Genomic DNA, 25,801 nt, shown 5'->3' with positions numbered 1-25,801 from the left:
GGAATGCGTATTTGACGCTCATACGATCGTACAAATGGCTTCTATACAAAAACATGCAAGACAGAGCCCCGGCTGCTATCAGGCCCCGCCCCGAAAGCAGGATACCCCCCAGGCCGTCAGCTTGATCGGCAGATGGTAGTGCTGGGCGGTGTCGGCCACACCGAAGCGGTACACCCATTCATCCAGAAATGGCACGGCGGGCAGCGTCAGCCCTTGGGCACGATAAAAATCCGCCACCTGCAGGCTCACTTCATACACCCCGACCCCGCACTGCCCCTGACACATGTCTAGTCCCGGCAGCAGGCCATTGCCTGCGATGCGGCCCTGGCAGATCAACTGCCGCTGGCCTGCCTCCAGGTGTTCCAGGCGCACCTCCAGACCTTCGGCAACCCGGCCGCTGGCGACGTCGACGATGTGGATGGAAATCCCCCCGTTCATGACCAGAAGCCTTTGTGCGATTCGGCCGCTTCCTCCTCCAGCAGCGGGCCTAGCACATTGATTGTGCGCTGGCCTTTGGCGAACACTTCACGGCAGGGCAGGGAGAAGGTCGGGTTTTCCGGGTGATCGCCGGTCAGGCCCAGCAGCGCATGCTCAGACAGGGCATAGACCACCCGGCCAATACCGGTCCAGTACACCGCGCCAGCACACATGCAGCACGGCTCGGCGCTGGTGTACAGGGTGCAGTCGGCCAGTGCTTGTGGCGAAAGCTTTTTGGCCGCCAGTGCTGCAGCCGCCAGTTCCGCATGCTGGGTCGGGTCACCTTCAGGGGGCATGGAGTTGTTGCCGGCTTCGGCAATTACATTGCCGTCGCGGTCGGCAACCAGTGCCGCAAAAGGGTGGCGGCCGCGCTCGCGGGCGGCGGTAGACAGGGTAATGCTGCGGCGCAGCAACAGCAGGTCGAGCTCGGAAACGCCTGCGGGGATGAGCTGAGTGAAGTGGGTCATAGGTAACTCCTTGGCAGTCTAATGGGGTCTATCAGTCCGTCAGTTCCACGGCATCGGCGTTGACGTCGACGGTGGATTTCTTGTCGTTGTTGAGCAGTACGTTGAGCACGATGGCGGTGATCGCACCGAGGAAGATGCCGCTCTCAAGGATCAGTTTGAGGGTGCCGTTGGCGTGTTCGAACAGGGCAGGGAAGGACATCGGCAGCACGCCGACGCTCACCGAAACGGCGACGATGATGCCGTTGCGGGTGCCTTCGAATTGCACGCGCGACAGCTCTTGAATGCCGGCGACGGTGGTCATGCCGAACATGACGATTGCGCAACCGCCGAGCACCGGGGTAGGCACGGCAGCAATCAAGGCGCCGAGTTTGGGGAACAAGCCCATCAGCACCATGATCGCGCCCGCAGCGGCAACCACAAAGCGGCTCTTGACGTTGGAGAGCGCAATCAAACCGGTGTTCTGGGTAAAGGCGTTGTAGGGGAAACTGTTGAACAAGCCGCCGAGCATGGTCGACAGGCCATCGGCGCGAAAAGCGTTGCCCAGCGTCTGTTGGGTAGTCGGCTTGCCGGTCAGCTTGCCGATCGCCAGGCAGTTGCCGGTGGTCTCGGCCATGATCACCAGCATCGCCAAGGTCATGATCAAAATGGGCATCAGCGAGAACTCTGGCGCGCCGAAGGCCATCGGTGGGCTTAGTTCGAACCAGGCTGCATCACCGACCCGGCTGAAGTTGGTCATGCCGAAAGCGGCGGCAATCAAACTGCCGGCGAACAAACCGATGAGCACGCTGAGGTTGCCGATAAAGCCGGAAAACTTGGCGTAGATCACCAGGGTAATGGCCACGGTCACCAGGCCCAGCAGCAGGTTGGCGGGTTTGCCGAAGTCCTCGGCGCCAGGGTTGCCGCCGCCCAACCAGATTGCCGCGGCGGGCATCAACGAGATACCGATAATGGTGATCAAACTGCCGATCACCACGGGCGGGAAGAAGCGCAGCAGACGGCTGAAGATTGGCGCCAGGGCAATGGTGATAAAGCCCGCGGCGATCACCGCGCCGAAGATCTGGCTGAGGCCGAACTCCTTGCCGATCATGATCATCGGCGCCAGTGCGATGAATGAACAGCCCTGGATCATCGGCAGGCGCGCGCCGAATTTCCAGAAGCCGATGGTCTGAATCAGCGTCGCGACGCCGGAAGTCAGCAGGTTGGCATTGATCAGCAGAATCACCTGCGCCGAGCTCAGGCCCAACGCGCTGCCGAGAATCAGCGGTACCGCCACCGCGCCGGCATACATCACCAGCACATGTTGCAGGCCGAAGGTGAACAGCTGGCGCAGGGGCAAGACCTCGTCCACTGGATGAACGCGTTTTGTGCTCATGTCCTATGTCTCCTGAGGGTGCAGCTTTATTGTTGTTGGGGCGTGCGGGCAGGAACTACTGACGTCGTGGCTATAGTTGAACGCCGAGGGCGATGAGACAAGTTAGTAACCATCGGCTGGGTCGATGGAAGAGTCCCTTGCACATAGGCTTGGCCAAAGGCAGGATCGCCGGAACGGTGGGCATTTTCACTTTCGGCTTCAGGAGCGGGCACCTTGCGTTTTTCACTGGATCAGTTGCTGATGTTTGTCGAAGCAGTAAAAAGCGGTTCGTTCTCGGCTGCCGGGCGCAAGTTGGGCAAGACGCAGTCAACGATCAGTGCCGCTATTGCCAACCTGGAAGCCGACCTTGGCGTTGAACTGTTCGACCGGGCCAGCCGCAGCCCGACGCTGACCGCCAGTGGCTACAAAATGTTGGTGCAGGCCGAAGCTATCCTTGAGCGCTGCCTGACGCTGGAGGCGCATGCGGATTGCTTGTCTGACGCCGTCGAGCCGAGCCTGACCCTGGCGATCGAAACGCCCTTCGGTCCGCTCATGCCGGTACTCAAAGCGTTTGAACAGACCTTTCCCTACGTGGACTTGATCATCCGTCACCCGGTTCATGGTGACGTAAGCGAATTAGTGGCCAGGGGCGAGGCGGTACTCGGGGTGGCGTTTTCCCAGCCTGGATACCCCAAGGAACTGGCGTTTCAGCAGTTGGGCAAGCTGATCATGCTGCACGTCTGCCACGCCAACCACCCGCTGGCGCAGAAAGCCCAGGTGACCTTTGACGACCTGCATGTACATCGGCGCCTGGCTTTCAGTGCCCATGCCAGTAAGTTGCCCAGCAGTGAATACCTGCGTTCGACGCAGATCTGGCAAGCGGAAAGCTACCTGGCGTTGCTGGAAATGGTTCGTGCTGGCCTTGGCTGGACCACCTTGCCTCAACAGTTGATTCAGAATGAGCTGGCCCGAGGCGAGTTGGTGGAACTGCAGTTGTCGGCCTATCCCTTTACCGATTGGCACGTAGGTGTCGACTTGCTGTGGACCCGGCAACGCTCGTTGGACAAAGCGCAGCGCTGGCTGAAAGAACGGTTGCAGGGCAACAAGGTGTTTGAGCTGGATCGCAAGGGGCAGGCGACGACGCTTTGAACCTCGCCTGGTTACGGTCGGTGTGGCAGTCTGTGAGCTACCACCCAAACACTTCACACGCATTGCGCGTACTCACCTCGGCCAACCGCTCCACCCCAATGCCAATCACCTGTGCCAGTGCCTCAGCAATCTGCGGTAAGTGCTCGGGGCTGTTTCGCACCCCTGGGAACATTGCCGGGGCCATGTCTGGGGCATCGGTTTCCAGCACCAGGCTGTCCAGCGGCAACTGCGGCAGCACTTTGTGCAGGCGCAGGGCTTGTGGCCAGGTGGCCGCACCACCTAGACCGAGTTTGAAACCGAGCTTGTGGTACTCGCGGGCTTCTTCATAGCTGCCCGCGAACGCATGGATGATGCCGCCGCGTTGCAGCTTGAAGCGCTTGAGCGTGGCAATCACCGCCGCATGACTACGGCGCACATGGAGCAGGGCAGGCAGGTTGAAGTCGACGGCCAGTTGCAGTTGCGCCTCGAACAGTTGTTGCTGGCGCTCGCGGTCGAGCTCAGGCAAATAGTAATCCAGGCCGAACTCGCCGACGGCACACAATTGGCGTTCGCCGCGCAGGCGGCTGAGCCAGTCGCCCAGCTCACGCACGTGCTCTGGGCGATGTTGCTCGAGGTAAACCGGGTGCAAGCCAAAGGCGGCGTACAGCTGAGGATCGCTGCATACCAGGTCCCACACACGCTGCCAGTTGTTCTGATACACCCCCAACACCACCATGCGCTCGACACCCGCGGCCCGTGCATTGGCTAGCAAGGCCGAGCGGTCGAGGTCGAAATCTGGAAAATCCAGATGGGTGTGGGTGTCGATCAGGCGCATGTTCAGGCCTTGTTGATTCGCTGTTTGAAGGTACGACCTACGGCATGTACTCCAGGTTCGTAGTGCTTTTCTTCAACGGCAGCCAGGGCCAGCTTCAAGGCGGTTTCGGCCATTACCCCATGCTGCTGGGCCATGGCGTTGACCGGCAGCGGCAGGAAGTCGAGCAACTGGTTGTCACCGAAGGTGCCCAGGCGCAGGCTGCGCGAGTCGGCCGGGCGTGCCTGAAGCACGTCGAACACCCCTTGCAGCAGTACGTAGGAAGTGGTGACCAGGGCATCGGGCAGGCCACCGAGCTCGGCGATCAGTTCGTGCATCAGGCGCTGGCCGCATTCACGGCTGAAGGCTTCGCCCTGGTAGCGGCTGATTTTGCCGCTGAACCCTTGCAAGGCTTCGTCGAAACCACCGGCACGGGCCTGACTGACGCTCAGTTCCGGGCGTGCACCGATCAGGGCGATGTGTTGGGGCGCGCTGTCGAGCAGGCTGCGGGTCAGTTGCAGGCTGGCGTTGCGGTCATCACTGACCACCGAGCAGAAATGCGCCGGGTCCAGGCTACGGTCGATGGCGATGATCGGCAGGCCTTTGGCTTGCAACTGGCGATAGCTGTCATCACCGGCCGGCAAGCAACTGGCGACAAACAGCGCATCGCAGCGGCGGGCACGGAACAGCTGCTGCAACTGGCGCTCGCTTTCGGGCTGGTCGTCGCTACTGGCAATCAGCAGTTGGTAGCCTTTGGCCCGGGCGCCTTGTTCCAGTTGTTTGGCAATGCGTGCGTAGCTGGGGTTTTCCAGGTCCGGGAGAATGAACCCCAGGGTCTTGGTGTGGCGGCTACGCAAGCCCGCAGCCTGTGGGTTGGGGGTGAAGCCATGGGCGTCGACGACCGAACGCACACGCTCCACCGTGCTGCTGCTGATGCGCTGCTGTTCGGCCTTGCCATTGATGACATAGCTGGCAGTGGTCACGGACACACCGGCCAGACGGGCGATATCGCTGAGTTTCACCGCAAATTCCTTGTTATACCGCGGCTGCTTGCGCAGCCTGACCGGGAATTGTCGCCGATCCTGAGATCAACGCGCAGACGACCATTGTCGCAAGTGTCCGACAAGATGGGGCTTCATTGATCGCAGATTATCGAGTAACGTGCTCACAATTCCAGATTAATCGTTTCAGCAGGCGACTTTTCTGCCGAACCAACGCTTGCTGAGGGCTGCCAGTAGCTGGCCCTATGTTGAAAAATTCACAACAATACCTCAGCACCCGCCTGGTGCTGCAAAGGAGAAGGTCATGCTCGAGCTCACTGTAGAGCAGATATCCATGGGCCAGTCGGCTGTGGATAAGTCGGCGGCGCTGCAGCTTCTGGCCGAGCACCTGGTGCGTGATGGCCTGGTTGCCGACGGCTACCTGGCGGGCCTGCAAGCGCGTGAGGCGCAGGGCTCGACCTTTCTTGGCCAAGGTATTGCCATTCCGCACGGCACGCCGCAAACCCGCGATCAGGTGTTTACCACTGGCGTGCGTCTGCTGCAGTTTCCTGAAGGTGTGGATTGGGGTGATGGCCAGCGGGTGTATTTGGCCATTGGTATTGCCGCACGTTCCGATGAGCATTTGCGCCTGTTGCAGTTGTTGACCCGTGCCTTGGGCGAAACCGATTTGGCCGAAGCGCTACGCCGGGCCAGCTCTGGCGAAGCGCTGCTGAAGCTGCTGCAAGGTGCGCCACAAGAGTTGGCGCTGGATGCGCAGATGATTGGTTTAGGTGTGCCGGCCGAGGATTTTGACGAGTTGGTCTGGCGTGCAGCACGCTTGTTGCACCGTGCTGATTGTGTCAGCGGCGCTTTTGCCGGGGTGCTGCAACAGGTTGAGCCCCTGCCACTGGGCGAAGGCCTGTGGTGGCTGCACAGCGAGCAGGCGGTGCGTCAACCGGGGCTGGCGTTTGTCACCCCGCAGCAACCTCTGCGCTTTAACGAGCAGCCTGTGCAGGGTGTGTTCTGTCTGGCCAGCCTTGGCGCGGCCCATCAGGCTTTGCTCGAACGTTTGTGCACGCTGTTGATTGAAGGCCGAGGCCAGGAACTGTGCCGCGCCACCAGCCGCCGTGCGGTGCTTGAAGTGCTGGGCGGCGAGGTGCCGGCCGATTGGCCCAGTGCGCGTATCGGTCTGGCCAATGCCCATGGCCTGCATGCGCGCCCGGCCAAGGTGTTGGCACAGTTGGCCAAGGTCTTTGACGGTGAAATTCGTTTGCGTCTGGTCGACAGTGGTCTGGCAGCCGTTTCCGCCAAGAGTCTGAGCAAGTTACTCAGCCTCGGTGCCCGCCGTGGTCAGGTGCTGGAAATCATTGCCGAACCCAGTGTCGCCGCCGATGCGTTACCGGCCTTGCTGGCGGCGATCGAAGAGGGTTTGGGCGAAGAAGTCGAGGCGCTGGCGACAACGGTAGATACCGCACCTGCAATGCTCGCGGAGCCGGAGTTGGTTGCCCCGCTGGACGGCGCGGTGATTCAGGGCGTGGCTGCCGCACCAGGGATTGCCAGCGGTCCGGCGCATATTCAGGTGCTGCGCGAGTTCGACTATCCGCTGCGCGGTGAGTCGCTACCGATGGAGCGTCAGCGTTTGCAGCAGGCACTGGCGACGGTCAATGCCGAGATCGAAGCACTGATCCAGCGTAGCCAGGCCAAGGCCATCGGCGAAATCTTCATCACCCACCAGGAAATGCTTGCCGATCCCGACCTGGCTGACGAAGTCGACCAGCGTTTGCGTCAGGGCCAAAGTGCTCCGGCAGCGTGGATGGCGGTGATCGACAACGCGGCGCGCCAGCAGGAGGCTCTGCAGGATGCCTTGCTTGCCGAGCGCGCCGCTGACCTGCGTGACATTGGCCGCCGCGTGCTGGCGCAACTGTGTGGCGAAGCTGACACCCCGGCGCCCGAGCAACCTTACGTGCTGGTGATGGCAGAGGTCGGCCCGTCGGATGTCGCACGCCTGGATCCAGCCCGCGTCGCCGGAATTCTCACCGCTCGTGGTGGCGCTACCGCGCACAGCGCCATTGTCGCTCGCGCCCTGGGCATTCCGGCGGTGGTTGGCGCCGGCGATGCAGTGCTGTTGATTGTTGCGGGCACTTCGCTGTTGCTCGATGGCCAGCGTGGCCGCCTGCACGTGGCGCCGCGCGCCGATGAGCTGCAGCGTGCCCTGGCTGAACGTGAGCGTCGTGAGCAGCGTCTGCAGTTGGCCCGCGAACATCGATTGGAGCCCGCGGTGACCTGCGATGGGCATGCCATTGAAGTGTTCGCCAACATCGGCGACAGCAAGGGTATCGACGCGGTGGTCGATCATGGCGCCGAAGGCGTCGGCTTGCTGCGCACGGAACTGATTTTCATGGCCCATCAACAGGCTCCGGACGAAGCGCTGCAGGAGGCCGAGTACCGTCGTGTTCTCGATGGCCTCGCCGGGCGGCCATTGGTGGTTCGTACCCTGGATGTCGGCGGTGACAAGCCGCTGCCGTATTGGCCGATTGCCAAGGAAGAAAACCCGTTCCTCGGCGTGCGTGGCATTCGCCTGACCTTGCAACGCCCACAGGTGCTGGAGAGCCAGTTGCGCGCCTTGTTGCGTGCGGCGGATGACCGACCGCTGCGGATCATGTTTCCCATGGTCGGTCAGCTTGAAGAGTGGCAGCAGGCGCGGGCCATGGTCGAGCGCCTGCGCGAAGAAATCAGCGTTAGCGACCTACAACTGGGGATCATGATCGAGGTGCCTTCGGCGGCCTTGCTGGCGCCAGTGCTGGCCCGCGAAGTGGATTTTTTCAGCATTGGCACCAATGACCTGACCCAATACACCCTGGCCATCGACCGTGGTCACCCAAGCCTGTCGGCGCAGGCCGATGGCCTGCACCCGGCAGTGTTGCAGCTGATCGACATGACCGTGCGCGCCGCCCATGCCCATGGCAAATGGGTGGGGGTATGCGGCGAATTGGCGGCAGATCCGCAAGCGGTTGCCGTGCTGCTGGGGCTGGGCGTCGACGAACTGAGCGTGGCGGCGCGCAGCATTGCCGAGGTCAAGGCGCAGGTCCGCGAACTGAATTATGAACACGCCCGGCAGCTTGCCCAGCAAGCGTTGCTGCAGGGCAGTGCCAGCGCCGTACGGGCGCTGGTGGAGAACGATTGAATGGCCAAGATACTCACCCTGACCCTCAACCCGGCGCTGGACCTGACCGTCAGCCTGGACGCCTTGCACAGCGGCCAGGTCAACCGCAGTCTGTCCCAGCACAGCCACGCCGCAGGCAAGGGCCTGAACGTTGCGCAGGTGCTCGCCGACCTTGGTCATAGCGTTACCGTCGCCGGCTTCCTCGGTGCGGACAACCTGCAGCCGTTCGAAGCGCTGATTGCCCGCCGTGGCTTTGCCGATTGCTTTGTTCGCGTGCCAGGTGAAACCCGCTGCAACATCAAACTGGTGGAAGCCGATGGCCGTGTCACCGACATCAACGGCCCCGGCCCGCAGGTCGATGAGCAGGCCTGTGCGCAATTGCTCGCCAGGCTGAGCCGAATCGCCCCTGGTCATGACGCGGTAGTGGTGGCCGGCAGCCTACCGCGTGGCATCAGCCCGCAATGGCTGCAGCAGCTCCTTGAGCGCTTCAAGGCCATGGGCCTGAAGGTCGCCTTGGACAGCAGCGGTGAAGCCCTGCGCGCCGGGCTGCAATCGGCTCCTTGGCTGGTCAAGCCCAACACCGATGAACTGGGCGAAGTGCTCGGTAGCCCGGTACACAGCTTTGCCGAACAGCAAGCGGCGGCGCGTCAGCTGATCGCCCAAGGCGTCGAGCATGTGGTGGTGTCCCAGGGTGAGCAGGGGGTCAATTGGTTCCACCAACAGCGCGCGCTGACTGCCGTGCCTCCGCGGGTCAAGGTGGCCAGCACGGTCGGCGCCGGTGACTCGCTACTGGCCGGCATGGTGCATGGTTTGCTCAGCAGCGCTACCGGGCAGCAGACCTTGCGCCTGGCCACCGCGATTGCCGCGCAGGCGGTGACCCAGATCGGTTTTGGTATCAATGACCGCACCCAGCTGGCGCAACTTGAGCGCGACGTGCGCCTGAGTGAAGAACAACAAGAGGGCTGCAGATGAACATTGCCATCGTCACCGCCTGCCCCAATGGCCAGGTGTCCAGTGTGCTCAGTGCCCGCTTGCTGGAAGCCGCCGCGCAGCGGTTGGGCTGGAACACCAGCGTAGAAGTGCATGACCCGCAGCAGCCGCTGGGGCAATTGTCCGAGGCGGTGATTGCTGCTGCCGACTGGGTGCTGGTGGTCAGCACCGGCCCGCTGGACTTGCAGCGCTTTGCCGCTAAGCGTCTGTTCCAGAGCACCCCGGCCAAGGCTTTGGTGGATGCTCAGCATTTTCTCGCTGAGGCGGCAGAAAAGGCCCAGGTGTATCAGCCGGTCAGTGAGGCGCAATCAGCGCCTGTCGAGCGCAGCGCAAAAATCGTCGCCATTACTGCCTGCCCGACAGGTGTTGCCCACACCTTCATGGCCGCCGAAGCCTTGCAGCAAGCTGCGCAGCAACTGGGCTATCAGTTGACGGTCGAGACCCAAGGTTCCGTGGGGGCGCGCAATCCCTTGCCACCTGCGGCCATTGCCGAGGCTGATGTGGTGCTTCTGGCTGCCGATATCGAGGTGCCCACCGAGCGTTTTGTCGGCAAGCGTATCTATCGCTGTGGCACTGGCATTGCCTTGAAACAGGCCCAGAACACCTTGAACAAAGCCCTGGCGGAAGGTCGCGAAGAGGCTGCCGGGCAAAGCGCTGATGCCAGTACGAGCAAAAGCGAGAAAACCGGGGTGTACAAGCATCTGCTTACCGGTGTCTCGTTCATGTTGCCGATGGTGGTGGCCGGCGGGTTGTTGATCGCCCTGTCTTTTGTGTTTGGCATCGAAGCCTACAAAGAGCCCGGCACCTTGCCCGCAGCGCTGATGCAGATCGGTGGCGAGGCGGCATTCAAATTGATGGTGCCGCTCCTGGCCGGTTACATCGCCTACTCGATTGCCGACCGTCCGGGGCTGGCGCCGGGAATGATCGGCGGCCTGCTGGCCAGCACCCTCGGTGCAGGTTTTATCGGCGGCATCGTTGCGGGTTTTCTCGCCGGATACAGCGCCAAGGCGATCAGCCGCTGGGTGCGCTTGCCCAGTAGCCTGGATGCACTCAAGCCGATTCTGATCATTCCCTTGCTGGCCAGCTTGTTCACCGGTTTAGTGATGATCTATGTGGTCGGTAAGCCGGTAGCGGGGATGCTCGAAGGCCTGACCCACTTTCTCGACAGCATGGGCACCACCAACGCGATTCTGCTCGGTGTGTTACTCGGCGCGATGATGTGTGTGGACCTGGGCGGGCCGATCAACAAGGCCGCTTACGCCTTTTCCGTGGGCTTGCTGGCATCGCAGAGCTACGCCCCGATGGCGGCGACCATGGCCGCTGGGATGGTGCCACCGATTGGACTGGGGATCGCCAGCTTCATCGCTCGGCGCAAATTTGCCCAAAGCGAGCGCGAAGCCGGCAAGGCGGCGTTTGTGCTGGGCTTGTGTTTTATCTCGGAGGGGGCGATTCCGTTTGCCGCCAAAGACCCGTTGCGGGTGATTCCGGCGAGCATTGCCGGTGGCGCACTGACCGGGGCGTTGTCGATGTACTTCGGCTGCAAATTGATGGCGCCGCACGGCGGGCTGTTCGTCATGCTGATTCCCAACGCCATCAACCATGCCTTGCTGTACCTGCTGGCGATCCTCGCAGGTAGCCTGTTGACGGCGGTGGTGTATGCGCTGGTCAAGCGCAGCGAAGGGGTTGAGCTGACGGTGCAACCGGTCAAGGCTTGAGCACAGAGCCTGTGGGTAACTGCAGGTTCGCGCCTGCCTACCGTCGGTGCTTCTTGCGCAGCGGCACCAGCAGCTCGCCGAGGCCGTTATGGTCGATCTCGTGCATCAGCGCCAACATCCCACCGAGCTCGCCCTTGGGAAAGCCCTGGCGAGCAAACCAGGCCAGGTAATGGCCGGGCAAATCGGCGATCAGTCGGCCCTGGTATTTACCAAAGGGCATTTCCCGGGTGACCAGCAGTTCGAGTGTTTCCGGATTCATCGAGGGTGGTTCTTAAGGAGAAGGTTCGAACATACATGCAATCTGCATGAAGGCCAAAGGACAGTTCATGCAGAACGCTTGCCTCATGAGAGTTCAATTAATCATAACTAATTGAAAAATAAGAAAATATTTTTTAATTCTGACCTGGCACGAACACTGCTCCGTTTCTTTGCATCTTTCTTTCATCATGCAAAGGAGTCGTGTCATGACCAGCCCAAACAAAGACGTTATTTCGGTTCTCAACGAACTGATCGAGTTCAGCAAGGACGGTGAAAAGGGTTTCAAAACCTCTGCCGAAGATGTGAAAAATTCCCAGCTGAAAACCTACTTCCTGCAGCGCGCCGGAGAGTGTGGCACCGCAGCGTCCGAGCTACAGCATCAAGTGCGGGCACTGGGCGGTGATCCGGAAGACTCCACCAGCGTCAGCGGTGACCTGCACCGTAAGTGGGTCGACCTTAAGTCGATGTTCACGAGCAAGGATGAAGTTGCTGTGCTCAATGAAGTAGAACGCGGCGAAGACCATGCCTTGAAAGCTTACAAGGACGCCCTGGAAAAACTCAGCAAACTGACCATGGCTCCAGGCAGTGAGGCCTATGCCCTGGTCGAACGTCAGTACCATGGCGTGCAGCGCAATCATGACCAGGTCAAGGCCCTGCGCAACGAAGCAAGGGCCCGTGCTTAAGGCGCGCTAACCACCTGGTTGCGGCCATTGCGCTTGGCGCAATAGAGCGCATCGTCAGCACTGCCCAGCAAGGTCGCCAGATCTTGCTGGGTGCCTGGCGTGTAGCAGCCGATACCAATACTCACCGTCACCGGCGTGGTGTCATCAGCAAACGCTGGCAGCGCTTCGACACTGCGGCGAATGCGTTCAGCCAGCACCTGGGCACCATGGCGTTCGGTTTCAGGCAAGACCACCAGAAACTCTTCGCCACCGTAGCGTGCTGCCAAGTCCGCCGGTCGGCGGATACTGTGGGCAATGGCGGCGGCGACTGCGCGCAAGGCTTGGTCACCGCCCTGGTGACCATGACGCTCATTGAAGGCCTTGAAGTGATCGACATCGACCATCAGCACCGCCAGCGCACGGTGATTGCGCTGTGCCCGTGACCATTCGCGGCGCAGCACCTGATCGAGCTGGCGGCGGTTGGCAAGGCCAGTGAGGCTGTCGGTGGCCGCCAGTTCCGCCAGGTCTTGTTCGGCGCAGTGGCGACGACGCAGTTCGCGTCCGAGCAACAAGGTCAGCCAGAGGATACCGACACACAGCACGCCGGTTGCGCAGCTGACCAGCAACGCCGTGCGCCGCCAGGAGGCGAACACCTCATCACCCGAATGTGTCACCACCACGATCAGTGGCAGCTCGGCAACTCGGGCAAAGGTGTACAGCCGTGTTTTGCCATTGATCCCGGAATGAGCGCTGAAGCTGCCGTTGCCATCGGCCAGCAAGCGTTTGAAGTTCGGGCGCTCGGCGAAGTTGGCGCCGATTAGCAAATCGTCCGGACTCGCCGACTGGCGTGCCAGCAGAACACCGTCGGTGTTGATCAGGTTGATGCTGCTGTCATGGCCAATATCCAAGCGCTTGAACAGCTCGGTGAAGTACGACAGGCGTAAGGCACCGGCCGCCACTCCGGCAAACTCGCCGTGGGGCCCGGAAATGCGTCGGCTGAAACTAATGCACCAGTCCGGGGTACCCAGGCGTGCTTTGAAGGGCGGGCTGATCACCAAGCCCAGGTCGGCATTCTGGCGATGGGCCTGGAATACCTTGCTGTCAGCGAAATTGGCTTGGCGCGGGACCACGCTGGTGGAGTCGGCCGTCACATTACCCTGAGCGTCGAGCCAAAGGATGTCGCCGCGTACCGGTGTGGTAAAGGCTTGGTTGAACAATACCTGCTGGCGCACTTGGGCAGGTAGCGTGCGCAGTTGCGGCTGCTTCACCGCCCAGATCAAGCCTTGCAAGGACAGGTCATAGAGTTCGACGTTGCGCACGATGTCGCTTTCGATCAGCTGGACGATGTTGCTCGCCGAGCGTGCGGCGCTCTGTTCGATGTTGCTGCGTTCACGCGCCACCAGGTAGCTGACGATGGCGACGATTGCGAGCACGGCGAGGCAACTGCCCAGATTCAGGAACAGCTCAGGATGAGACTTGTACAGGGCGGATCGCTGGGATCGGGAAGGCAAAGTCATGGTCGCAACAGGCGAAGACCGTCAGAAGAGTCGCGGCGTGGTCACGCGGCGGCGGTATTCTAGGTGCCGGGCGATTGGCGAACAAGAAACTTTGGCTGCGAACCGACGGAAAGAGCTGGCTAGAGCGCCAGCTCTTGTGGGCGTGGAGGGATCAGAAGATGTTCAGCGGGTAGTCGATGATTACCCGGTACTCGTCGACATCGTTGTCGATCTGCGAGTAGCCCTGGCTGCCGCGGTGGCTGGCCCAGCGCAGCAGCACCGAGAGGTCTTTGAGGTTGCCTTGCTGGAACACGTACTGCAGGTCGAAGTCGCGCTCCCAGTGACGGGCATTTTTGCCTTCTGGGTTGTACCAGTGTTCACCGTAGCCGACGCTGTTGGGGTCGACCTTGGTCAGGTCCAGTTCGCCGCTGGAGTAGGAAATGACCGAGGTCAACCCGGGAATCCCCTGACCGGTGAAGTCATAGGCGTACTTCAGCTTCCACGAGCGCTCGTTGGGGCCGTTGAAGTCCGAGTACATGTTCGAGTTGTCCAGGTAAATGCTGTCGCCCTGGTTGATGTAGTCGAACGGGGTGTTGCCGTTGACCCGCTGGTACACCGCGGTGAGGCTGTTGTAGCCGACATTGACAGTGAAGTGCAGGCTGTAGGTGTTGTTGTCGATATTGCCCAGCAGCGCCTGGCCGGTGTCCTGGGTGTGATAGAAGTGCAGGCCTGGGTTGAGGCTGACCAGGTCATTGACCTCATAGGTGTAGTCGAGATCGAAGTAGTACTGGTTCCAGATGTCCTTGAGTTCTGAGGCATACAGGCTCGAGGTCAGGTTCGGCACGCCGCTCCAGGCCATGCCGGCCCAGTTCAGGTGACGGCTCTCGCGGTCGTCCGGTAAGGCGCCGTAGTAGGTGTCGATACGGCGGTGGCCGCTCTGGTTGTAAGGCTTGGTGAAACTCGCCTGGCCAGCTTCGAGCATCAGGCCTGCGAAGCTGTTGTTGGTCAGGCTGACGCCGCGGAACGTCTGCGGCAGCATGCGCGACTCACCGCCGGCGATCACCGGGTTGGTCAGAAACAGGTCGCCAGCCTTGAGTTCGGTGTCGAAGGCCTTGAGTTTGAGCGCGGCACCGGCAGTCGAGAACGAATCAGGGGCTTTGCCCGGCTCGCCATCGCCTTGGGTGTTGATCGGCAGGATGCTGGTGCCGGAGGTGCCCGCGCCGCCATCGAGTTTCAGCCCCAGCATGGCATGAGCGTCCAGGCCGAAGCCAATGGTGCCCCCGGTGTAGCCTGATTCGAATTTGCCGAGAAAACCCTGTCCCCATTCCCGGTTGTCACGCACACCGCGATCCAGCTGATTGCGGTTGAGGTAGTAGTTGCGTGCATGCACGTTCAAGCTGGAGCCGTTGATAAAGCCTTCGGCTTTGTCCTCATCAGCCTGGGCGTTGAGCGGGATCGTTGCAGTCAATGCAACGAACAGGGGGGTGATGCGTAAAGCGGTGTTCACCGGTGTGGACTCCTTGAGGTGAAGGTAAGGCAATTTTTATTGTGCGAAAGCTGATCTTTTTATGAACAAATGGGCCAGTGCACTGGCACTTTTCGACACACGAAAAAAAAGCCGCTGATGATCAGCGGCTTTGAAAGACAACCGCACAAGCGCACAAGTCACCTGTGTGGGAGCCAAAGGAGTCGAAGGGAGAAACGCAGGGGCGGTCAGCTCTCTGCAGCGTCACTCGAAATAACCTGGGAAGCTGTCTGTTCTGCGGCTTCTGATGACTTATCAGACTGCGCGGCGAAGGCCTGGCGCGCCTGATCATGAACGGCGGAAAGTTCTGCATTGCGCGCGACAAACGCCGATGATTCCTCGGCCATGGCCAGCGGTGACAATAACAGGGAAGACAGGACGAATACGCTGGCCACACCCATACTATTGGACATTTACAACAACCTTCTTGCGGTGCAAGTGTTAAGTAGGTTTGACTAAATTAGTCGGAAATGTCCGCTAGAAAAAGTTACATTTTCGAGAAGTACTGTTGCGTCAGAAGCAATGATCAAGCGGGCAATACAATCCCGAAGGTATTGGCCCCGGCCTGACTGCGCACAAACACGCTGCCGCCATGCATCAGGGCAATGGCCTTGACGATGGCCAGGCCCAGGCCATGGTTGCCACTGCCGCTGGTGCGCGCCGCATCGACCCGGTAGAAGCGTTCGAACAGCATCGGCAGGTGCTCTTCATCAATCGCCGGCCCGGGGTTGCTCACGGCGATGCTGATTTGTCCGTCGTGTTGTTCGATGCGCACCTGGATAACCTGCTGGGCGTCAGTGTGCTGCACGGCGTTGTTGATCAGGTTGATCAAGGCCCGGCGCAGTTGGGCTTTTTCAATGTGTGCCTGCGCGTCGCCACTGACCTCGACACGCACTTGTGCGTCCTCAAGGATGTAATCCAGATAATCGAGGGTCGCCGCCACTTCTTCGGCCAGCGAACTGCAGGTCAGTGCCGTGGCCTTGCTGCCTTGGTCGGCGCTGGCCAGGAACAACATGTCGTTGATGATAGTACGCAGGCGTTCCAGCTCTTCAAGGTTCGACTGCAGCACTTCGAAGTAATGCTCGGCGCTGCGTCCGCGAGTCAGGGCCACCTGGGTCTGGCCGATCAGGTTGGTCAGCGGCGAACGCAACTCATGGGCAACATCGGCATTGAAGGCCTCCAGGCGGCTATAGGCCAGGTCGACGCGCTCCAGGGTGGAGTTGAAGGCACTGGCAAATTGCGCTACTTCCGGTGGCAGGTCCGCGAGCTGCAAGCGCCCGCTCAAGCGAGGGGGGGCCAGTTTCTGGGCTTCGGCGGACAGCCTGCGCAGCGGCCGCAAGCCAACCCGTGCGACCCAGTAGCCGAGCAACGAGGCGAGCACCACACCAAACACCGACAAGCTGATAATTGCCACCAGCAGGGTATGTTGGGTCTGCCAGAAGGTTTCGGTGTCGATAGCGATCAAGAAGCGCAGCGCCGGGCGCGCACCCATGGCTGGCAATTCACTGACCAGCACTTTGAACGGGTAGGGGCTGTCGGCCAGGCGCAGATCACGCATGCCCAACGGGCCTTGGGCGAAGGCACGGATGCTGGCACCGGGATGACCGTACTCAAAAGGCTGCTGGCCGCTGACTACCCAGAAGCGAATGCGTCGGTCTTCTTCGCTGAGCAGGTTGAGCTTGTTGCTGATCTTGGCCCAGTGCTCGGTGGTGTCATAACGGGTGAGCGACGACTCCAGGACGCTGAAGCGTGCTTCCAGTTCCGCCACTGGCAGCAAGTCCAGGCTACGGTCGACCTGCTTGTACAGCGCGCTGCCAATCAGCAGGAACACCGCCAGTGCCACCAAGGTAAAAAGGGCGCTCAGGCGTAGGGCGATGGAGTTAATCAGCACGGTTTTCCAGAACATAGCCCATGCCTCGGATGGTATGCAGCAACTTGGTATCGAAGGGACCGTCGAGTTTGGCGCGCAAGCGTTTGATCGCCACTTCGACGACGTTGGCGTCGCTGTCAAAATTGATGTCCCAGACCAGTTCGGCGATGGCGGTCTTGGAGAGGATTTCGCCATGACGGCGGGCCAGCACACTGAGCAGTGAGAATTCCTTGGCCGTTAGATCCAAGCGTTGGCCGGCGCGAGTGGCTTTGCGGCTGATCAGGTCGACCCAGAGGTCGGCAACCTGGATTTGCACCGGTTCCTGATTGGCACTGCGGCGGGTCAGGGCTTGCAGGCGAGCGACCAGTTCGAGAAACGAGAAGGGCTTGCCCAGGTAGTCATCGGCGCCTTCGCGCAAGCCATGAATGCGGTCTTCGACCCGTTCACGCGCGGTGAGCATGATCACTGGCGTCTGCTTGCGTGCCCGCAGTGCGCGCAGCACGCCATAACCGTCCAGGCCGGGGAGCATGACGTCGAGCACGATCACCGCGTAGTCACCTTCCAGGGCCAGGTGCAGGCCATCGATGCCGTCACGCGCCAGGTCGACGGTAAAACCCTGTTCGCTCAAACCGCGATGCAGGTAGTCGGCGGTCTTTTGTTCATCTTCGATAATCAGCACACGCATGATTGCTTCTCAACTGGCAGTGGGCTGCGCCACGCTTTGCGGCGCCTGGCGCCGATGGAACAGACGTTCCAGGGCCAAGTATATGATTGGCGTGGTGAACAGTGTCAGCGCCTGGCTGACCAGCAATCCACCGACCACGGCGATGCCCAATGGCTGGCGCAGTTCGGCTCCGGCGCCCATGCCGAACATCAACGGCACGGCGCCGAGCAAGGCGGCGAGGGTGGTCATCATGATCGGCCGAAAACGCGTCAGGCAGGCTTGATGGATGGCCTGCTCAGGGCTCAAGCCGAGGGTGCGCTGAGCATCCAGGGCGAAGTCGATCAACAGGATGCCGTTCTTCTTGACGATACCGATCAGCAGCACGATGCCGATCAGGCCCATGATGCTGAAGTCCTGCCCACTGAACCACAGCAGCGCCAGCGCCCCGAGCCCGGCGGAAGGCAGGGTGGAGATGATGGTCAGCGGATGGACGAAGCTCTCATAGAGCACGCCGAGGATGATGTACACCGCCACCAATGCCGCGAGGATTAACCACGGCTGGCTCGACAGCGAACTCTGGAACGCCTGGGCGGCGCCCTGGAAGTTGCCGATGATCGAATCGGGCATGCCCAGTTCCCGTTGAGTGCGTTCAAGGATCTGCACGGCGTCACCCAGTGCCACGCCAGGGGCCAGGTTGAATGACAGGTTGGCTGCCGGGAACAGGCCATCATGGCTGATCGACAGCGGCCCGGTACTTGGCGGCGCGACCTTGGCCAGCACCGACAACGGCACCATTTCGCCGGTCAACGGTGAGCGCAGGTAGAAGTAGTTGAGGCTTTCGGCCTTGCCGCGCTGGCGGGCGTCGAGTTCGAGGATCACCTTGTACTGGTTGGTTTCGGTCTGGAACTCGCTGATCTGGCGCTGGCCGAAGGCGTCATACAGTGCCTGGTCGATATCGGTGGTGGTCAGGCCGAAACGTGCTGCGGCGCGGCGATCAATCTCGATATGGGTGACGCTGGCGCCCAGTTGCAGGTCGTTGGACAAATCGCGAAAGGCCGGGCTGTCTTTCAGGCGTTCGGTCAGGCGCTGGGTCCAGAGGTTCAGGGCAGCACCGTCGTTGCTCTTTAGCACGTACTGGTACTGGCTGCGGGTGGGGCCGGAACTGAGGTTGATGTCCTGGCCGGCGCGCAGATAAAGGACCACGCCAGGTACCTTGGCCAGTTTCGGCCGCAGGCGGTCGATAAACTCACTGGCGGAGACGTCCCGTTCGCTGCGGTCTTTCAGGGCGATCCAGAATCGGCCGTTGGCGATGGTCTGGTTGCTGCCGGTAACCCCCACTGCATGAGAAAAAGCCCGCACTGCCGGATCGGCTTCGATGACTTTGGCCAATGCTTGGTGCTTTTTGATCATGTCGGGGTAGGAGATATCCGCAGCGCCTTCCGAGGTGCCGAGGATGAAGCCGGTGTCTTGCACCGGGAAAAAGCCCTTGGGAATGGCGACATAACCGGCTACAGCCAAGGCCAGGGTGACGCCGAAGATGCTCATCATCAGGCGCTGGTGAGCTAGCGCCTTGACCAGAATGCGCTCGTACCAGGCCAGCAAGCGATCGCCAAAGGTGACCTTGTGTTGTTCATGGTGGACGGGCCGCTCCATGAACAAGGCGCACAGGGTTGGCGCCAGGGTCAGCGAGACCACCACTGAAATCAGGATGGTCGACGTGGCGGTGAGGGCGAACTCCTTGAACAGACGACCGACCACACCGCCCATGAACAGCAGCGGAATAAACGCTGCAACCAGGGAGAAACTGATCGAGACCACGGTGAAGCCGATCTCGCCGGAGCCCTTGATTGCCGCCTCGCGCTTGCTGTCGCCGGCTTCCAGGTGCCGGTGAATGTTCTCCACCACCACAATCGCGTCATCGACGACAAAGCCCACGGCAATGACGATGGCCACCAGGGTCAGGTTGTTCAGGCTGAAACCGAACAGGTACATCAGGGCGAAGGTGGCAATCAGGGAGACACCGAGCACGCTGGAGACGATCAAGGTTGCCGACCACTGGCGCAGGAACAGCGCCATCACCCCGATTACCAGCATCACCGCGATCATCAGGGTGATTTCCACCTCGTGCAATGAGGCGCGGATGGTTTGGGTGCGGTCATTGAGTACCGAGACCTGAACCGCCGCCGGGAGCATCTGCTCCAGCCGTGGCAAGGCCTCCATGATGCCGTCCACCGTCTCGACGATGTTCGCCCCGGGTTGGCGGAACACCACCAGGTTCAGGCCCTGCTGGTCGCCGGACCAGGCTTTGACGTAGGCGTTTTCGGCACCGTTGATGACCTTGGCGACGTCCTTGAGGTGGACGGGCGCACCGTCACGGTAGGAAACGATCAGTTGGGCATATTCGTCGGGGTGAAACAGCTGGTCATTGGTGGCCAGGGTCGAAACGCTGTTTTCACCATACAGCGCGCCTTTGGCCAGGTTCAGGCTGGTCTGCTGGATCGACTGGCGCAGGTCGGCCAGGGTCAGGCCGAGGGCGGCGAGTTTTTCCGGCTGGGCCTGGACGCGGATCGCTGGGCGCAATTGGCCGGTAATGTTGATCAGGCCGACGCCATTGATCTGGCTCAATTGCCTGGCCAGCAGCGTTTCGGCGTAGTCGCTCAGCTCGTTGGCCGGCATCTGGTTCGAGCTGACCGTGAGGATCAGCACCGGGCTGTCAGCCGGATTGACCTTGCGCCAGGTAGGCGGACTGGGCATGTCTTGGGGTAGGCGCGCAGTGGCGGTGTTGATCGCTGCCTGAACTTCCTGGGCAGCGGTGTCGATGCTTTTTTCCAGGGTGAACTGCAAGATCAGGTTGGTTGAACCCAAAGCACTGCTGGAGGTCATCTGGCTCATGCCGGGAATGGCGCTGAACTGCACCTCCAGCGGTGTCGCCACCGAGGAGGCCATGGTTTCCGGGCTGGCCCCTGGCAGTTGGGCGGTGACCTGAATCGTCGGAAAGTCAGCCTCGGGCAAGGGCGCGACCGGCAGGCGCGCAAAGGCAATGACGCCGAGCAGAACCAGAGCGAAGGTCAGCAGCAGGGTGGCGATTGGGCGGTCGATGCACCAGGCCGAGATCGAGCCGCGAGCGTTCATGGCTGCTCCCGGCGCTTGGCAACTTCTTCGGGGGCGGCGGTTTCAGCCGCCACTTCAACGGTGGCGCCCGGTTTGAGCCGCGACTGACCATCGGAGACCAGTTTGTCACCCTTGCGGACCCCGGCAATGATGTTCAGGGTGCTGTCCTGATACACCACGTTGACCGGCACGCTTTCGACTGTGTTGTCGACCAGGCGGTAGACGTAGTGGCCATCGATGCCGCGCTGCACCACTTGTGGGGGTACCACCAACGCATTCTGCTCAAGGGCCGTTTGCAACTTCAAGGTAACCAGTTGGCCAGGCCAGAGGCGTGCGTCGGCATTGGCAAATTCAGCTTTGACCCGAATGGTGCCGGTGTTGGCCGCCACCTGGTTGTCGATCAGGGTCAGATGACCTTCAGCCAACAAGGTCCCGCTGTTGTCGCCGTCCCCTTCCAGGTAGGCCTGAACCACGGCTGCGGGTTGCGCTTTGAGCAGCCCTTGCAAGGTTGGCAGCATGTTTTGTGGCAACGAGAACTCGACCCCGATCGGGTCGATCTGGGTGACGCTGAACAGCCCTTGGGCATCGGCTACGCGAAGAAAATTGCCCTCATCGACATTGCGGATACCGACCCTGCCGGTCACCGGCGAGAGGATCCGGGTATAGGACAATTGCACCTGTGCGGCGGCAATCGCTGCCTGATTGCCCAGCACGGTGGCTTGCAACTGATTGAACAGTGCCTGCTGTTGGTCCAGGGTCTGGCGCGATACGCCGTTGTCGGTGCTGAGCAGTTGGTAACGCTTGAGGTCGACCCCGGCGACCTTCAGCTGCGCCTGGCTCTGACCCAACTGCGCTTTGGCTTGCTCGAGGCTGGCGCGGATCGCCCGGTCGTCGATGGTGGTCAGCAGATCACCTTGTTTGACCCACTGACCTTCCTTGACCAGCAAGCGTGTCAGCACGCCTTCGACTTGCGGGCGGATCACCACGCTGTGCAGTGACAACACCGAACCGATGCCTGAGACATAGCGCGGCACGTTCTGCTGTTTGACCGCCACAACCCGTACAGGAGTGACGCTGGTACGCACGGCTTTTTCCTCGCCTGAGCGGCCGAACAACCAGACGGCGGTGCCTGCCAGTGCAAACAATACAAGGCAGACCACGAGAGAGCGGGGTTGGATACGCATAGGTGAGATCTCAGGGCGATGCCTAGTATATAGCTGGCAGATCGGGTCGGTAGGGTGACCGCTAGCTGACAGCGCTGTCAGCTAAAGCCTTCAAACCTGCAGGAACTATGTAGCCGGCCTTGTCGGTGATGAAATCGACCAACGCCCACAACATCCCCACCGCTCAAACTCAGGTAATGGCCAATTGCCAATATCCTGAGCTGGATCAAGGAATCAAGGCAATTTGCCACTAGAGTCGTACGCCCTGCCGATTCTCCAAACAACAACGAGTGCCTCCGATGAAGAGCAATTTGCCTGTGACCGGTCGCAATGTGGATTATCCCGGTGACGCCAATATCCTTTCCACCACTGACCTCTCCAGTGCGATCACCTACGCCAATGACGACTTCGTCAAGATCAGTGGTTTCAGCCGTGAAGAGCTGGTGGGTAGTGCGCACCATATCGTCCGTCATCCGGACATGCCGCCACAGGCATTCGAACAGATGTGGCACACCCTCAAAAGCGGCCAGTCGTGGATGGGCCTGGTGAAGAACCGTTGCAAGAACGGCGACCATTACTGGGTCAGTGCCTTTGTTTCGCCGATCGCCAGCCAAGGCCAGACGGTGGAGTACCAGTCAATCAGAACCAAGCCCACTACCGAGCAGATCGAAGCTGCCGAGCGCTGTTATGCGCAACTGCGCAGCGGTCGACAGCCCTGGTGGCAACGCTTGCCGGTGCTCGGGCTGGGCTGGCAACTGTGGGCTGGGGTGACCGTTGGCCTGGTGCTGGTGTCGACGCTCAGCCGGCTGTTGCCGCCGGTGATGCCGTGGCAAGGTGTGCTGGAAGTACTGCTGGCCAGTGGCCTCAGCGCCTTGGTTATCCTGGCTGTCCTCAAGCCGTTTCAGCGCTTGTGTGCCGAGGCTGTGGCGATCGCTGACAACCCACTCAGTCAGCAACTGTACAGCGGGCGCCGCGATGGCATCGGCCAGATTGATTTTGCCCTGCGCATGCTCAAGGGCCAGCTCGGTGCGGTGGTCGGTCGTATCGGTGATACGTCCCGACGTCTGGCCGGGCACAGCGGCTCGCTGGCGCAATCACTGCACAGCAGTCACAGCAATAACCTGGAGCAGCAAGGCGAAGCCGAGCAGATTGCCACTGCTATCAATCAGATGGCGGCCAGCGTTGCTCAGGTCGCCAGCAACGCCCAGCAAGCCTCGCAAGCGGCCGATCAAGCCGAAGGGGAAACCCGTGCTGGTCATCAGTTGGTTGACCTCAACCGCAGTGCGATTCAGGAACTGGCCAACTCGCTGAATGCCGCCACCGAGGTTATCCACACCCTGCAAAATCACAGCAGCGAGATCACCGGGGTGGTGGAGGTGATCCGCGGGATTGCCGAACAGACCAACCTGTTGGCACTGAACGCCGCCATCGAGGCCGCTCGCGCCGGTGATCAGGGCCGCGGTTTTGCTGTGGTCGCCGATGAAGTGCGCGGCTTGGCGCAGCGCACGGCGCAATCGACCCATGAGATCCAGCGCATGATCAGCGTTCTGCAGAGCGCTACAGGCGAGGCGGTGCAAGTGATGCAGCAGAGTAGCGAACACGCCGGGCACAGTGTCGATCAAGCCCGGCGAGCTGCCAGCGCATTGGATGGCATCAGCCTGCGGGTCAATCAGATCAGCGAGATGAGCTTGCAGATTGCGGCAGCCGTAGAGCAGCAGAGCCAGGTCAGCGACAACATTAACCGCAACATCATCAGTATTCGCCAGGCCAGTGAGTCAACGGTGCAGGTCGGCCAACAGAGCCACCTCAGTGCCAGCGACGTGGCGGCATTGGCCGAAGATCTGCGACGGCTGGCCGCCGAGTTTTGGCGGCGCTGTCACTGAGGGTAATCAGAAGCCGATGAAACTGTAGTAGTCGGCTGCTTCGCTGCGCACCTGGGCGCCGCATGCCGTCAGTTGCTCCCACAACTGTGGGTCAAGCACATGCAGGGTCCAGGGGCTGATCGGCGCGTCTGTCTGCAGCTGTTGCAGAGCCTGGGTCAAGGCCTGGGTATCGGGCAGGTAGGCGGTGAAGCCGTTGCCCTTCAGGGCACTGGTGTCGATGCCCAGGGCCTGGCAGATGGCGACCTTGCCGCGGATATCGTCACGGTCCGCCTGGCGCGAGCGTTCAATCAGCTCGGCCAGGCGCCGGTCGACCAACTGCTGGCCATGAATCAGCGGCGGGCCGCTTTGCCAGGCTTCGCTGGGGCAATCCTTGGCTTCAGGGCGCAAGGGAATATGTGGGTTGATCTCCATCGGGTAGATGCGACAGACCAATGGCCGGATTTCGTAGATGGTGCAGCGGTCGTCAGCATCCAGGTTGCGGCAGCGCTCCGGGTTGAAGGCAGCGAAGGTGATTGCCACATGGGCCTCGGTGCTGCCGCAAGGGACCGGCCAGGAGCGACGCATAGCGTGCTCACGTTGGTCGGCAGGCAAGCCCAGGCCATTGGCCAGGAAGGCTTCGATGAGGATGATGACCTGGCCACCGGAACCGGCCCACTGACGGGCCTCGCTCAGGGTCAGAGGCACATGATGGCCGGTGCAGCATTTGCCGCAGCCGGTGCAGTCAAAACGGATATCGCTGGTTTGGACAGTGTTCACGGATTGGCGGGGGCCCATTCGGTGACGAAGGCGGCTTTTCGCTGCCGTTCGTACAGGCACAGCTCGGTGCCCTTGCGGTTGTTCATATGCTTCTGCGGGTAGTGGCCCTCGAGCAGTAGCGCGCTGTAGCCGACACGGTCGTCGAATTCGGCGGGCTTACCCAGAACATTGACGTTTTTCAGTCCGCTGGCGGCGATGCAGTGCTCGTTCATCTGCGCGTAGTAGTCATCCCAGGCCTGTTCGCTGGAGGCCTGGGCGAGGGACGTGAATGCAGCGCAGCCGAGCAGGATGAAACCAAAAGCTTTCATGGCAGTGACCCGATAGACATTGGGCTCGATTGTGCCTGAGGTTCAGGCACATTCAAGCACCGCACGCATCGGTTGTGTGTCAGGTCTCTTCGAACGCCACCGCTCGTGCGGCGACGATCAGGCAATCGGTCAGTTCTGGCGAGGAGAACTTGGTCAGCACGGCATTGGCCCCGGCGAGTCTGGCTTTCTCACTGTTCATCGCGCTGTCCAGCGAGGTGTGCAGCAGTACATAGAGGTGCTTGAAGTCAGGCGTGTCACGCAGGGTGCGGGTGAAGGCGTAGCCGTCCATTTCGGACATTTCGATGTCCGAGACCACCACATTGATCTCCTGATCGGTGCCTTGCAGCTCCAGCAAGGTGTTGATCGCATCCTTGGCGCTGCGTGCGGTATGGCATTCGATACCAAGGTTGCGCAGGGTGTGCACCGATTGCTGCAGGGCAACCTGGCTGTCATCGACCACGAGGATATTGGTGGCGGCAAGCACTGCGGCGTCATCCGCACTCAACTCGCTGTTGACCACTTCGTGGGCAGGCGGGGCGATGCCATGGATGACCTTTTCGATATCCAGGACTTGTACCAGCGTGTTGTCGACCCGGGTGACCCCGGTGATGAACGATTTGTTTCCCGAGCCATAGGGCGGCGGCTTGATATCAGTGCTCAGGCAATGGACGATCTTGCTCACCGCCTGAACGTGCAGGCCCTGTTTGGAACGGCTGATATCGGTAACGATCAGGCAGCCGCCCTGAGGATCTTCCAGCGGCCGTTCGCCGATGGCGCGGGACAGGTCGATTACCGATAGGGTGTTGCCGCGCAGGCTGGCCACGCCTTTGACGTGCGGGTGCGACTCCGGCAGTTTGGTCAGCGCCGGGCAGGGGATGATTTCACTGACCTTGAGCAGGTTGATTGCCATCAGCTTTCCGCTGCGCAGGGTGAACAGCAGCAGCGACAGCGAGTCGGCGCGGGCATTGTGCGAGGCCATAGGCACCTTCAGGACAGGTTGAATTAGCGGGAGATGCCAGGTTA

At 61.1% G+C, this 25,801-nt stretch carries 22 protein-coding genes and 1 pseudogene; 7 read left to right on the top strand and 16 right to left on the bottom strand.

The features are described from left to right. Positions 1-78 precede the first annotated feature (78 nt). From ACQRAX_RS13165 to ACQRAX_RS13155, 3 genes are read right to left on the bottom strand one after another with little or no spacing between them, the layout of a single operon-like run. Positions 79-438: a hydroxyisourate hydrolase gene (locus ACQRAX_RS13165; protein ID WP_412039891.1), complete on the bottom strand. Its 360-nt coding sequence runs from the start codon at positions 436-438 to the stop codon at positions 79-81. Continuing rightward, the gene (locus ACQRAX_RS13160; RefSeq protein WP_412039890.1) at positions 435-944 is read right to left on the bottom strand and encodes a deaminase; all 510 of its coding nucleotides are present in this window, start codon (positions 942-944) and stop codon (positions 435-437) included. Before ACQRAX_RS13160 ends, ACQRAX_RS13165 begins: the two co-directional genes overlap by 4 nt. Positions 945-975: 31 nt before the next feature. Continuing rightward, positions 976-2,316, bottom strand: coding sequence for a nucleobase:cation symporter-2 family protein (locus ACQRAX_RS13155; RefSeq protein ID WP_412039889.1), 1,341 nt, complete (start codon positions 2,314-2,316; stop codon positions 976-978). Between the two features lie 213 nt (positions 2,317-2,529). Between ACQRAX_RS13155 and ACQRAX_RS13150 the strand changes: the two genes are divergently transcribed. Then, positions 2,530-3,444, top strand: a complete 915-nt coding sequence (locus ACQRAX_RS13150) for a LysR family transcriptional regulator (RefSeq protein WP_412039888.1) — start codon at positions 2,530-2,532, stop codon at positions 3,442-3,444. Positions 3,445-3,481: 37 nt separating this feature from the next. Here the strand turns inward: ACQRAX_RS13150 and ACQRAX_RS13145 are convergent, their stop codons facing one another. Continuing rightward, complete coding sequence (locus ACQRAX_RS13145; RefSeq protein WP_412039887.1) at positions 3,482-4,258, bottom strand: TatD family hydrolase; 777 nt, start codon at positions 4,256-4,258, stop codon at positions 3,482-3,484. A 2-nt stretch (positions 4,259-4,260) separates the two neighbouring features. Then, the gene (gene cra / locus ACQRAX_RS13140; protein WP_412039886.1) at positions 4,261-5,256 is read right to left on the bottom strand and encodes a catabolite repressor/activator; all 996 of its coding nucleotides are present in this window, start codon (positions 5,254-5,256) and stop codon (positions 4,261-4,263) included. Positions 5,257-5,539: 283 nt separating this feature from the next. Between cra and ptsP the strand changes: the two genes are divergently transcribed. The 3 genes from ptsP to ACQRAX_RS13125 are packed head-to-tail and all read left to right on the top strand — an operon-like array spanning position 5,540 to position 11,082. After that, entirely contained in the window at positions 5,540-8,398 is a 2,859-nt protein-coding gene (gene ptsP, locus ACQRAX_RS13135) for a phosphoenolpyruvate--protein phosphotransferase (protein WP_412039885.1), read from the top strand. Continuing rightward, entirely contained in the window at positions 8,399-9,349 is a 951-nt protein-coding gene (gene pfkB / locus ACQRAX_RS13130) for a 1-phosphofructokinase (RefSeq protein WP_412039884.1), read from the top strand. Continuing rightward, the gene (locus tag ACQRAX_RS13125) at positions 9,346-11,082 is read left to right on the top strand and encodes a fructose-specific PTS transporter subunit EIIC (protein ID WP_412039883.1); all 1,737 of its coding nucleotides are present in this window, start codon (positions 9,346-9,348) and stop codon (positions 11,080-11,082) included. The genes pfkB and ACQRAX_RS13125 overlap by 4 nt, the downstream gene beginning before the upstream one ends. Positions 11,083-11,119: 37 nt before the next feature. On the opposite strand, the gene ACQRAX_RS13120 is transcribed toward ACQRAX_RS13125, so the two are convergent. After that, complete coding sequence (locus ACQRAX_RS13120) at positions 11,120-11,341, bottom strand: DUF3820 family protein (protein WP_045183717.1); 222 nt, start codon at positions 11,339-11,341, stop codon at positions 11,120-11,122. A 205-nt stretch (positions 11,342-11,546) separates the two neighbouring features. Here ACQRAX_RS13120 and ACQRAX_RS13115 point away from each other — a divergent pair, with 205 nt between their 5' ends. Then, entirely contained in the window at positions 11,547-12,023 is a 477-nt protein-coding gene (locus ACQRAX_RS13115) for a PA2169 family four-helix-bundle protein (protein ID WP_412039882.1), read from the top strand. Here ACQRAX_RS13115 and ACQRAX_RS13110 read toward each other — a convergent pair. The 7 genes from ACQRAX_RS13110 to ACQRAX_RS13080 all read right to left on the bottom strand — a co-directional run bounded on the left by ACQRAX_RS13110 (position 12,020) and on the right by ACQRAX_RS13080 (position 21,852). Then, positions 12,020-13,513, bottom strand: coding sequence for a GGDEF domain-containing protein (locus ACQRAX_RS13110; protein ID WP_412039913.1), 1,494 nt, complete (start codon positions 13,511-13,513; stop codon positions 12,020-12,022). The genes ACQRAX_RS13115 and ACQRAX_RS13110 overlap by 4 nt on opposite strands. Positions 13,514-13,670: 157 nt before the next feature. Further along, positions 13,671-15,005, bottom strand: coding sequence for an OprD family porin (locus ACQRAX_RS13105; protein ID WP_412039881.1), 1,335 nt, complete (start codon positions 15,003-15,005; stop codon positions 13,671-13,673). A gap of 206 nt (positions 15,006-15,211) precedes the next feature. After that, positions 15,212-15,436, bottom strand: a complete 225-nt coding sequence (locus ACQRAX_RS13100) for a hypothetical protein (RefSeq protein ID WP_412039880.1) — start codon at positions 15,434-15,436, stop codon at positions 15,212-15,214. Positions 15,437-15,549: 113 nt separating this feature from the next. Beyond that, the gene (locus ACQRAX_RS13095; RefSeq protein WP_412039879.1) at positions 15,550-16,929 is read right to left on the bottom strand and encodes a heavy metal sensor histidine kinase; all 1,380 of its coding nucleotides are present in this window, start codon (positions 16,927-16,929) and stop codon (positions 15,550-15,552) included. Then, the gene (locus ACQRAX_RS13090; protein ID WP_412039878.1) at positions 16,904-17,578 is read right to left on the bottom strand and encodes a heavy metal response regulator transcription factor; all 675 of its coding nucleotides are present in this window, start codon (positions 17,576-17,578) and stop codon (positions 16,904-16,906) included. The genes ACQRAX_RS13095 and ACQRAX_RS13090 overlap by 26 nt, the downstream gene beginning before the upstream one ends. 9 nt (positions 17,579-17,587) lie before the next feature. Continuing rightward, positions 17,588-20,689: a multidrug efflux RND transporter permease subunit gene (locus ACQRAX_RS13085; RefSeq protein WP_412039877.1), complete on the bottom strand. Its 3,102-nt coding sequence runs from the start codon at positions 20,687-20,689 to the stop codon at positions 17,588-17,590. After that, on the bottom strand, positions 20,686-21,852 hold the full coding sequence (locus tag ACQRAX_RS13080; protein ID WP_412039876.1) for an efflux RND transporter periplasmic adaptor subunit: 1,167 nt from the start codon (positions 21,850-21,852) through the stop codon (positions 20,686-20,688). Before ACQRAX_RS13080 ends, ACQRAX_RS13085 begins: the two co-directional genes overlap by 4 nt. 278 nt (positions 21,853-22,130) lie before the next feature. Here ACQRAX_RS13080 and ACQRAX_RS13075 point away from each other — a divergent pair. Continuing rightward, positions 22,131-22,448, top strand: a pseudogene (locus tag ACQRAX_RS13075) (PAS domain-containing protein); the annotation flags it as partial. A 204-nt stretch (positions 22,449-22,652) separates the two neighbouring features. Beyond that, complete coding sequence (locus tag ACQRAX_RS13070) at positions 22,653-23,714, top strand: methyl-accepting chemotaxis protein (RefSeq protein ID WP_412039912.1); 1,062 nt, start codon at positions 22,653-22,655, stop codon at positions 23,712-23,714. A 6-nt stretch (positions 23,715-23,720) separates the two neighbouring features. Here the strand turns inward: ACQRAX_RS13070 and ACQRAX_RS13065 are convergent, their stop codons facing one another. The 3 genes from ACQRAX_RS13065 to ACQRAX_RS13055 form a co-directional block, all read right to left on the bottom strand. Next, on the bottom strand, positions 23,721-24,488 hold the full coding sequence (locus ACQRAX_RS13065) for a YkgJ family cysteine cluster protein (RefSeq protein WP_412039875.1): 768 nt from the start codon (positions 24,486-24,488) through the stop codon (positions 23,721-23,723). Continuing rightward, positions 24,467-24,778 (bottom strand): hypothetical protein, encoded by a 312-nt coding sequence (locus ACQRAX_RS13060; protein WP_412039874.1) that lies wholly within the window; start codon positions 24,776-24,778, stop codon positions 24,467-24,469. Before ACQRAX_RS13060 ends, ACQRAX_RS13065 begins: the two co-directional genes overlap by 22 nt. A 79-nt stretch (positions 24,779-24,857) precedes the next feature. Beyond that, positions 24,858-25,757, bottom strand: coding sequence for a chemotaxis protein (locus ACQRAX_RS13055; RefSeq protein ID WP_412039873.1), 900 nt, complete (start codon positions 25,755-25,757; stop codon positions 24,858-24,860). Positions 25,758-25,801 lie beyond the last annotated feature (44 nt).

The organism is Pseudomonas sp. UM16 (assembly GCF_050312595.1).
Lineage (GTDB): Bacteria > Pseudomonadota > Gammaproteobacteria > Pseudomonadales > Pseudomonadaceae > Aquipseudomonas.
Note: the sequence above shows the minus strand (reverse complement) of the source record. Positions and strands in the feature narration are given on the sequence as shown.

Excerpts from the sequence above, each read along its gene's own strand:
- ACQRAX_RS13125 (WP_412039883.1), top strand. The coding sequence starts at position 9,346 with ATGAACATTGCCATCGTCACCGCCTGCCCCAATGGCCAGGTGTCCAGT.
- ACQRAX_RS13055 (WP_412039873.1), bottom strand. The coding sequence starts at position 25,757 with ATGGCCTCGCACAATGCCCGCGCCGACTCGCTGTCGCTGCTGCTGTTC.
- ACQRAX_RS13090 (WP_412039878.1), bottom strand. The coding sequence starts at position 17,578 with ATGCGTGTGCTGATTATCGAAGATGAACAAAAGACCGCCGACTACCTG.
- pfkB (WP_412039884.1), top strand. The coding sequence starts at position 8,399 with ATGGCCAAGATACTCACCCTGACCCTCAACCCGGCGCTGGACCTGACC.
- ACQRAX_RS13115 (WP_412039882.1), top strand. The coding sequence starts at position 11,547 with ATGACCAGCCCAAACAAAGACGTTATTTCGGTTCTCAACGAACTGATC.
- ACQRAX_RS13085 (WP_412039877.1), bottom strand. The coding sequence starts at position 20,689 with ATGAACGCTCGCGGCTCGATCTCGGCCTGGTGCATCGACCGCCCAATC.
- ACQRAX_RS13060 (WP_412039874.1), bottom strand. The coding sequence starts at position 24,778 with ATGAAAGCTTTTGGTTTCATCCTGCTCGGCTGCGCTGCATTCACGTCC.
- ACQRAX_RS13065 (WP_412039875.1), bottom strand. The coding sequence starts at position 24,488 with ATGGGCCCCCGCCAATCCGTGAACACTGTCCAAACCAGCGATATCCGT.
- ptsP (WP_412039885.1), top strand. The coding sequence starts at position 5,540 with ATGCTCGAGCTCACTGTAGAGCAGATATCCATGGGCCAGTCGGCTGTG.
- ACQRAX_RS13145 (WP_412039887.1), bottom strand. The coding sequence starts at position 4,258 with ATGCGCCTGATCGACACCCACACCCATCTGGATTTTCCAGATTTCGAC.
- ACQRAX_RS13070 (WP_412039912.1), top strand. The coding sequence starts at position 22,653 with ATGCCGTGGCAAGGTGTGCTGGAAGTACTGCTGGCCAGTGGCCTCAGC.
- ACQRAX_RS13165 (WP_412039891.1), bottom strand. The coding sequence starts at position 438 with ATGAACGGGGGGATTTCCATCCACATCGTCGACGTCGCCAGCGGCCGG.
- ACQRAX_RS13155 (WP_412039889.1), bottom strand. The coding sequence starts at position 2,316 with ATGAGCACAAAACGCGTTCATCCAGTGGACGAGGTCTTGCCCCTGCGC.
- ACQRAX_RS13100 (WP_412039880.1), bottom strand. The coding sequence starts at position 15,436 with ATGTCCAATAGTATGGGTGTGGCCAGCGTATTCGTCCTGTCTTCCCTG.
- ACQRAX_RS13080 (WP_412039876.1), bottom strand. The coding sequence starts at position 21,852 with ATGCGTATCCAACCCCGCTCTCTCGTGGTCTGCCTTGTATTGTTTGCA.
- ACQRAX_RS13160 (WP_412039890.1), bottom strand. The coding sequence starts at position 944 with ATGACCCACTTCACTCAGCTCATCCCCGCAGGCGTTTCCGAGCTCGAC.
- ACQRAX_RS13120 (WP_045183717.1), bottom strand. The coding sequence starts at position 11,341 with ATGAATCCGGAAACACTCGAACTGCTGGTCACCCGGGAAATGCCCTTT.
- ACQRAX_RS13095 (WP_412039879.1), bottom strand. The coding sequence starts at position 16,929 with ATGTTCTGGAAAACCGTGCTGATTAACTCCATCGCCCTACGCCTGAGC.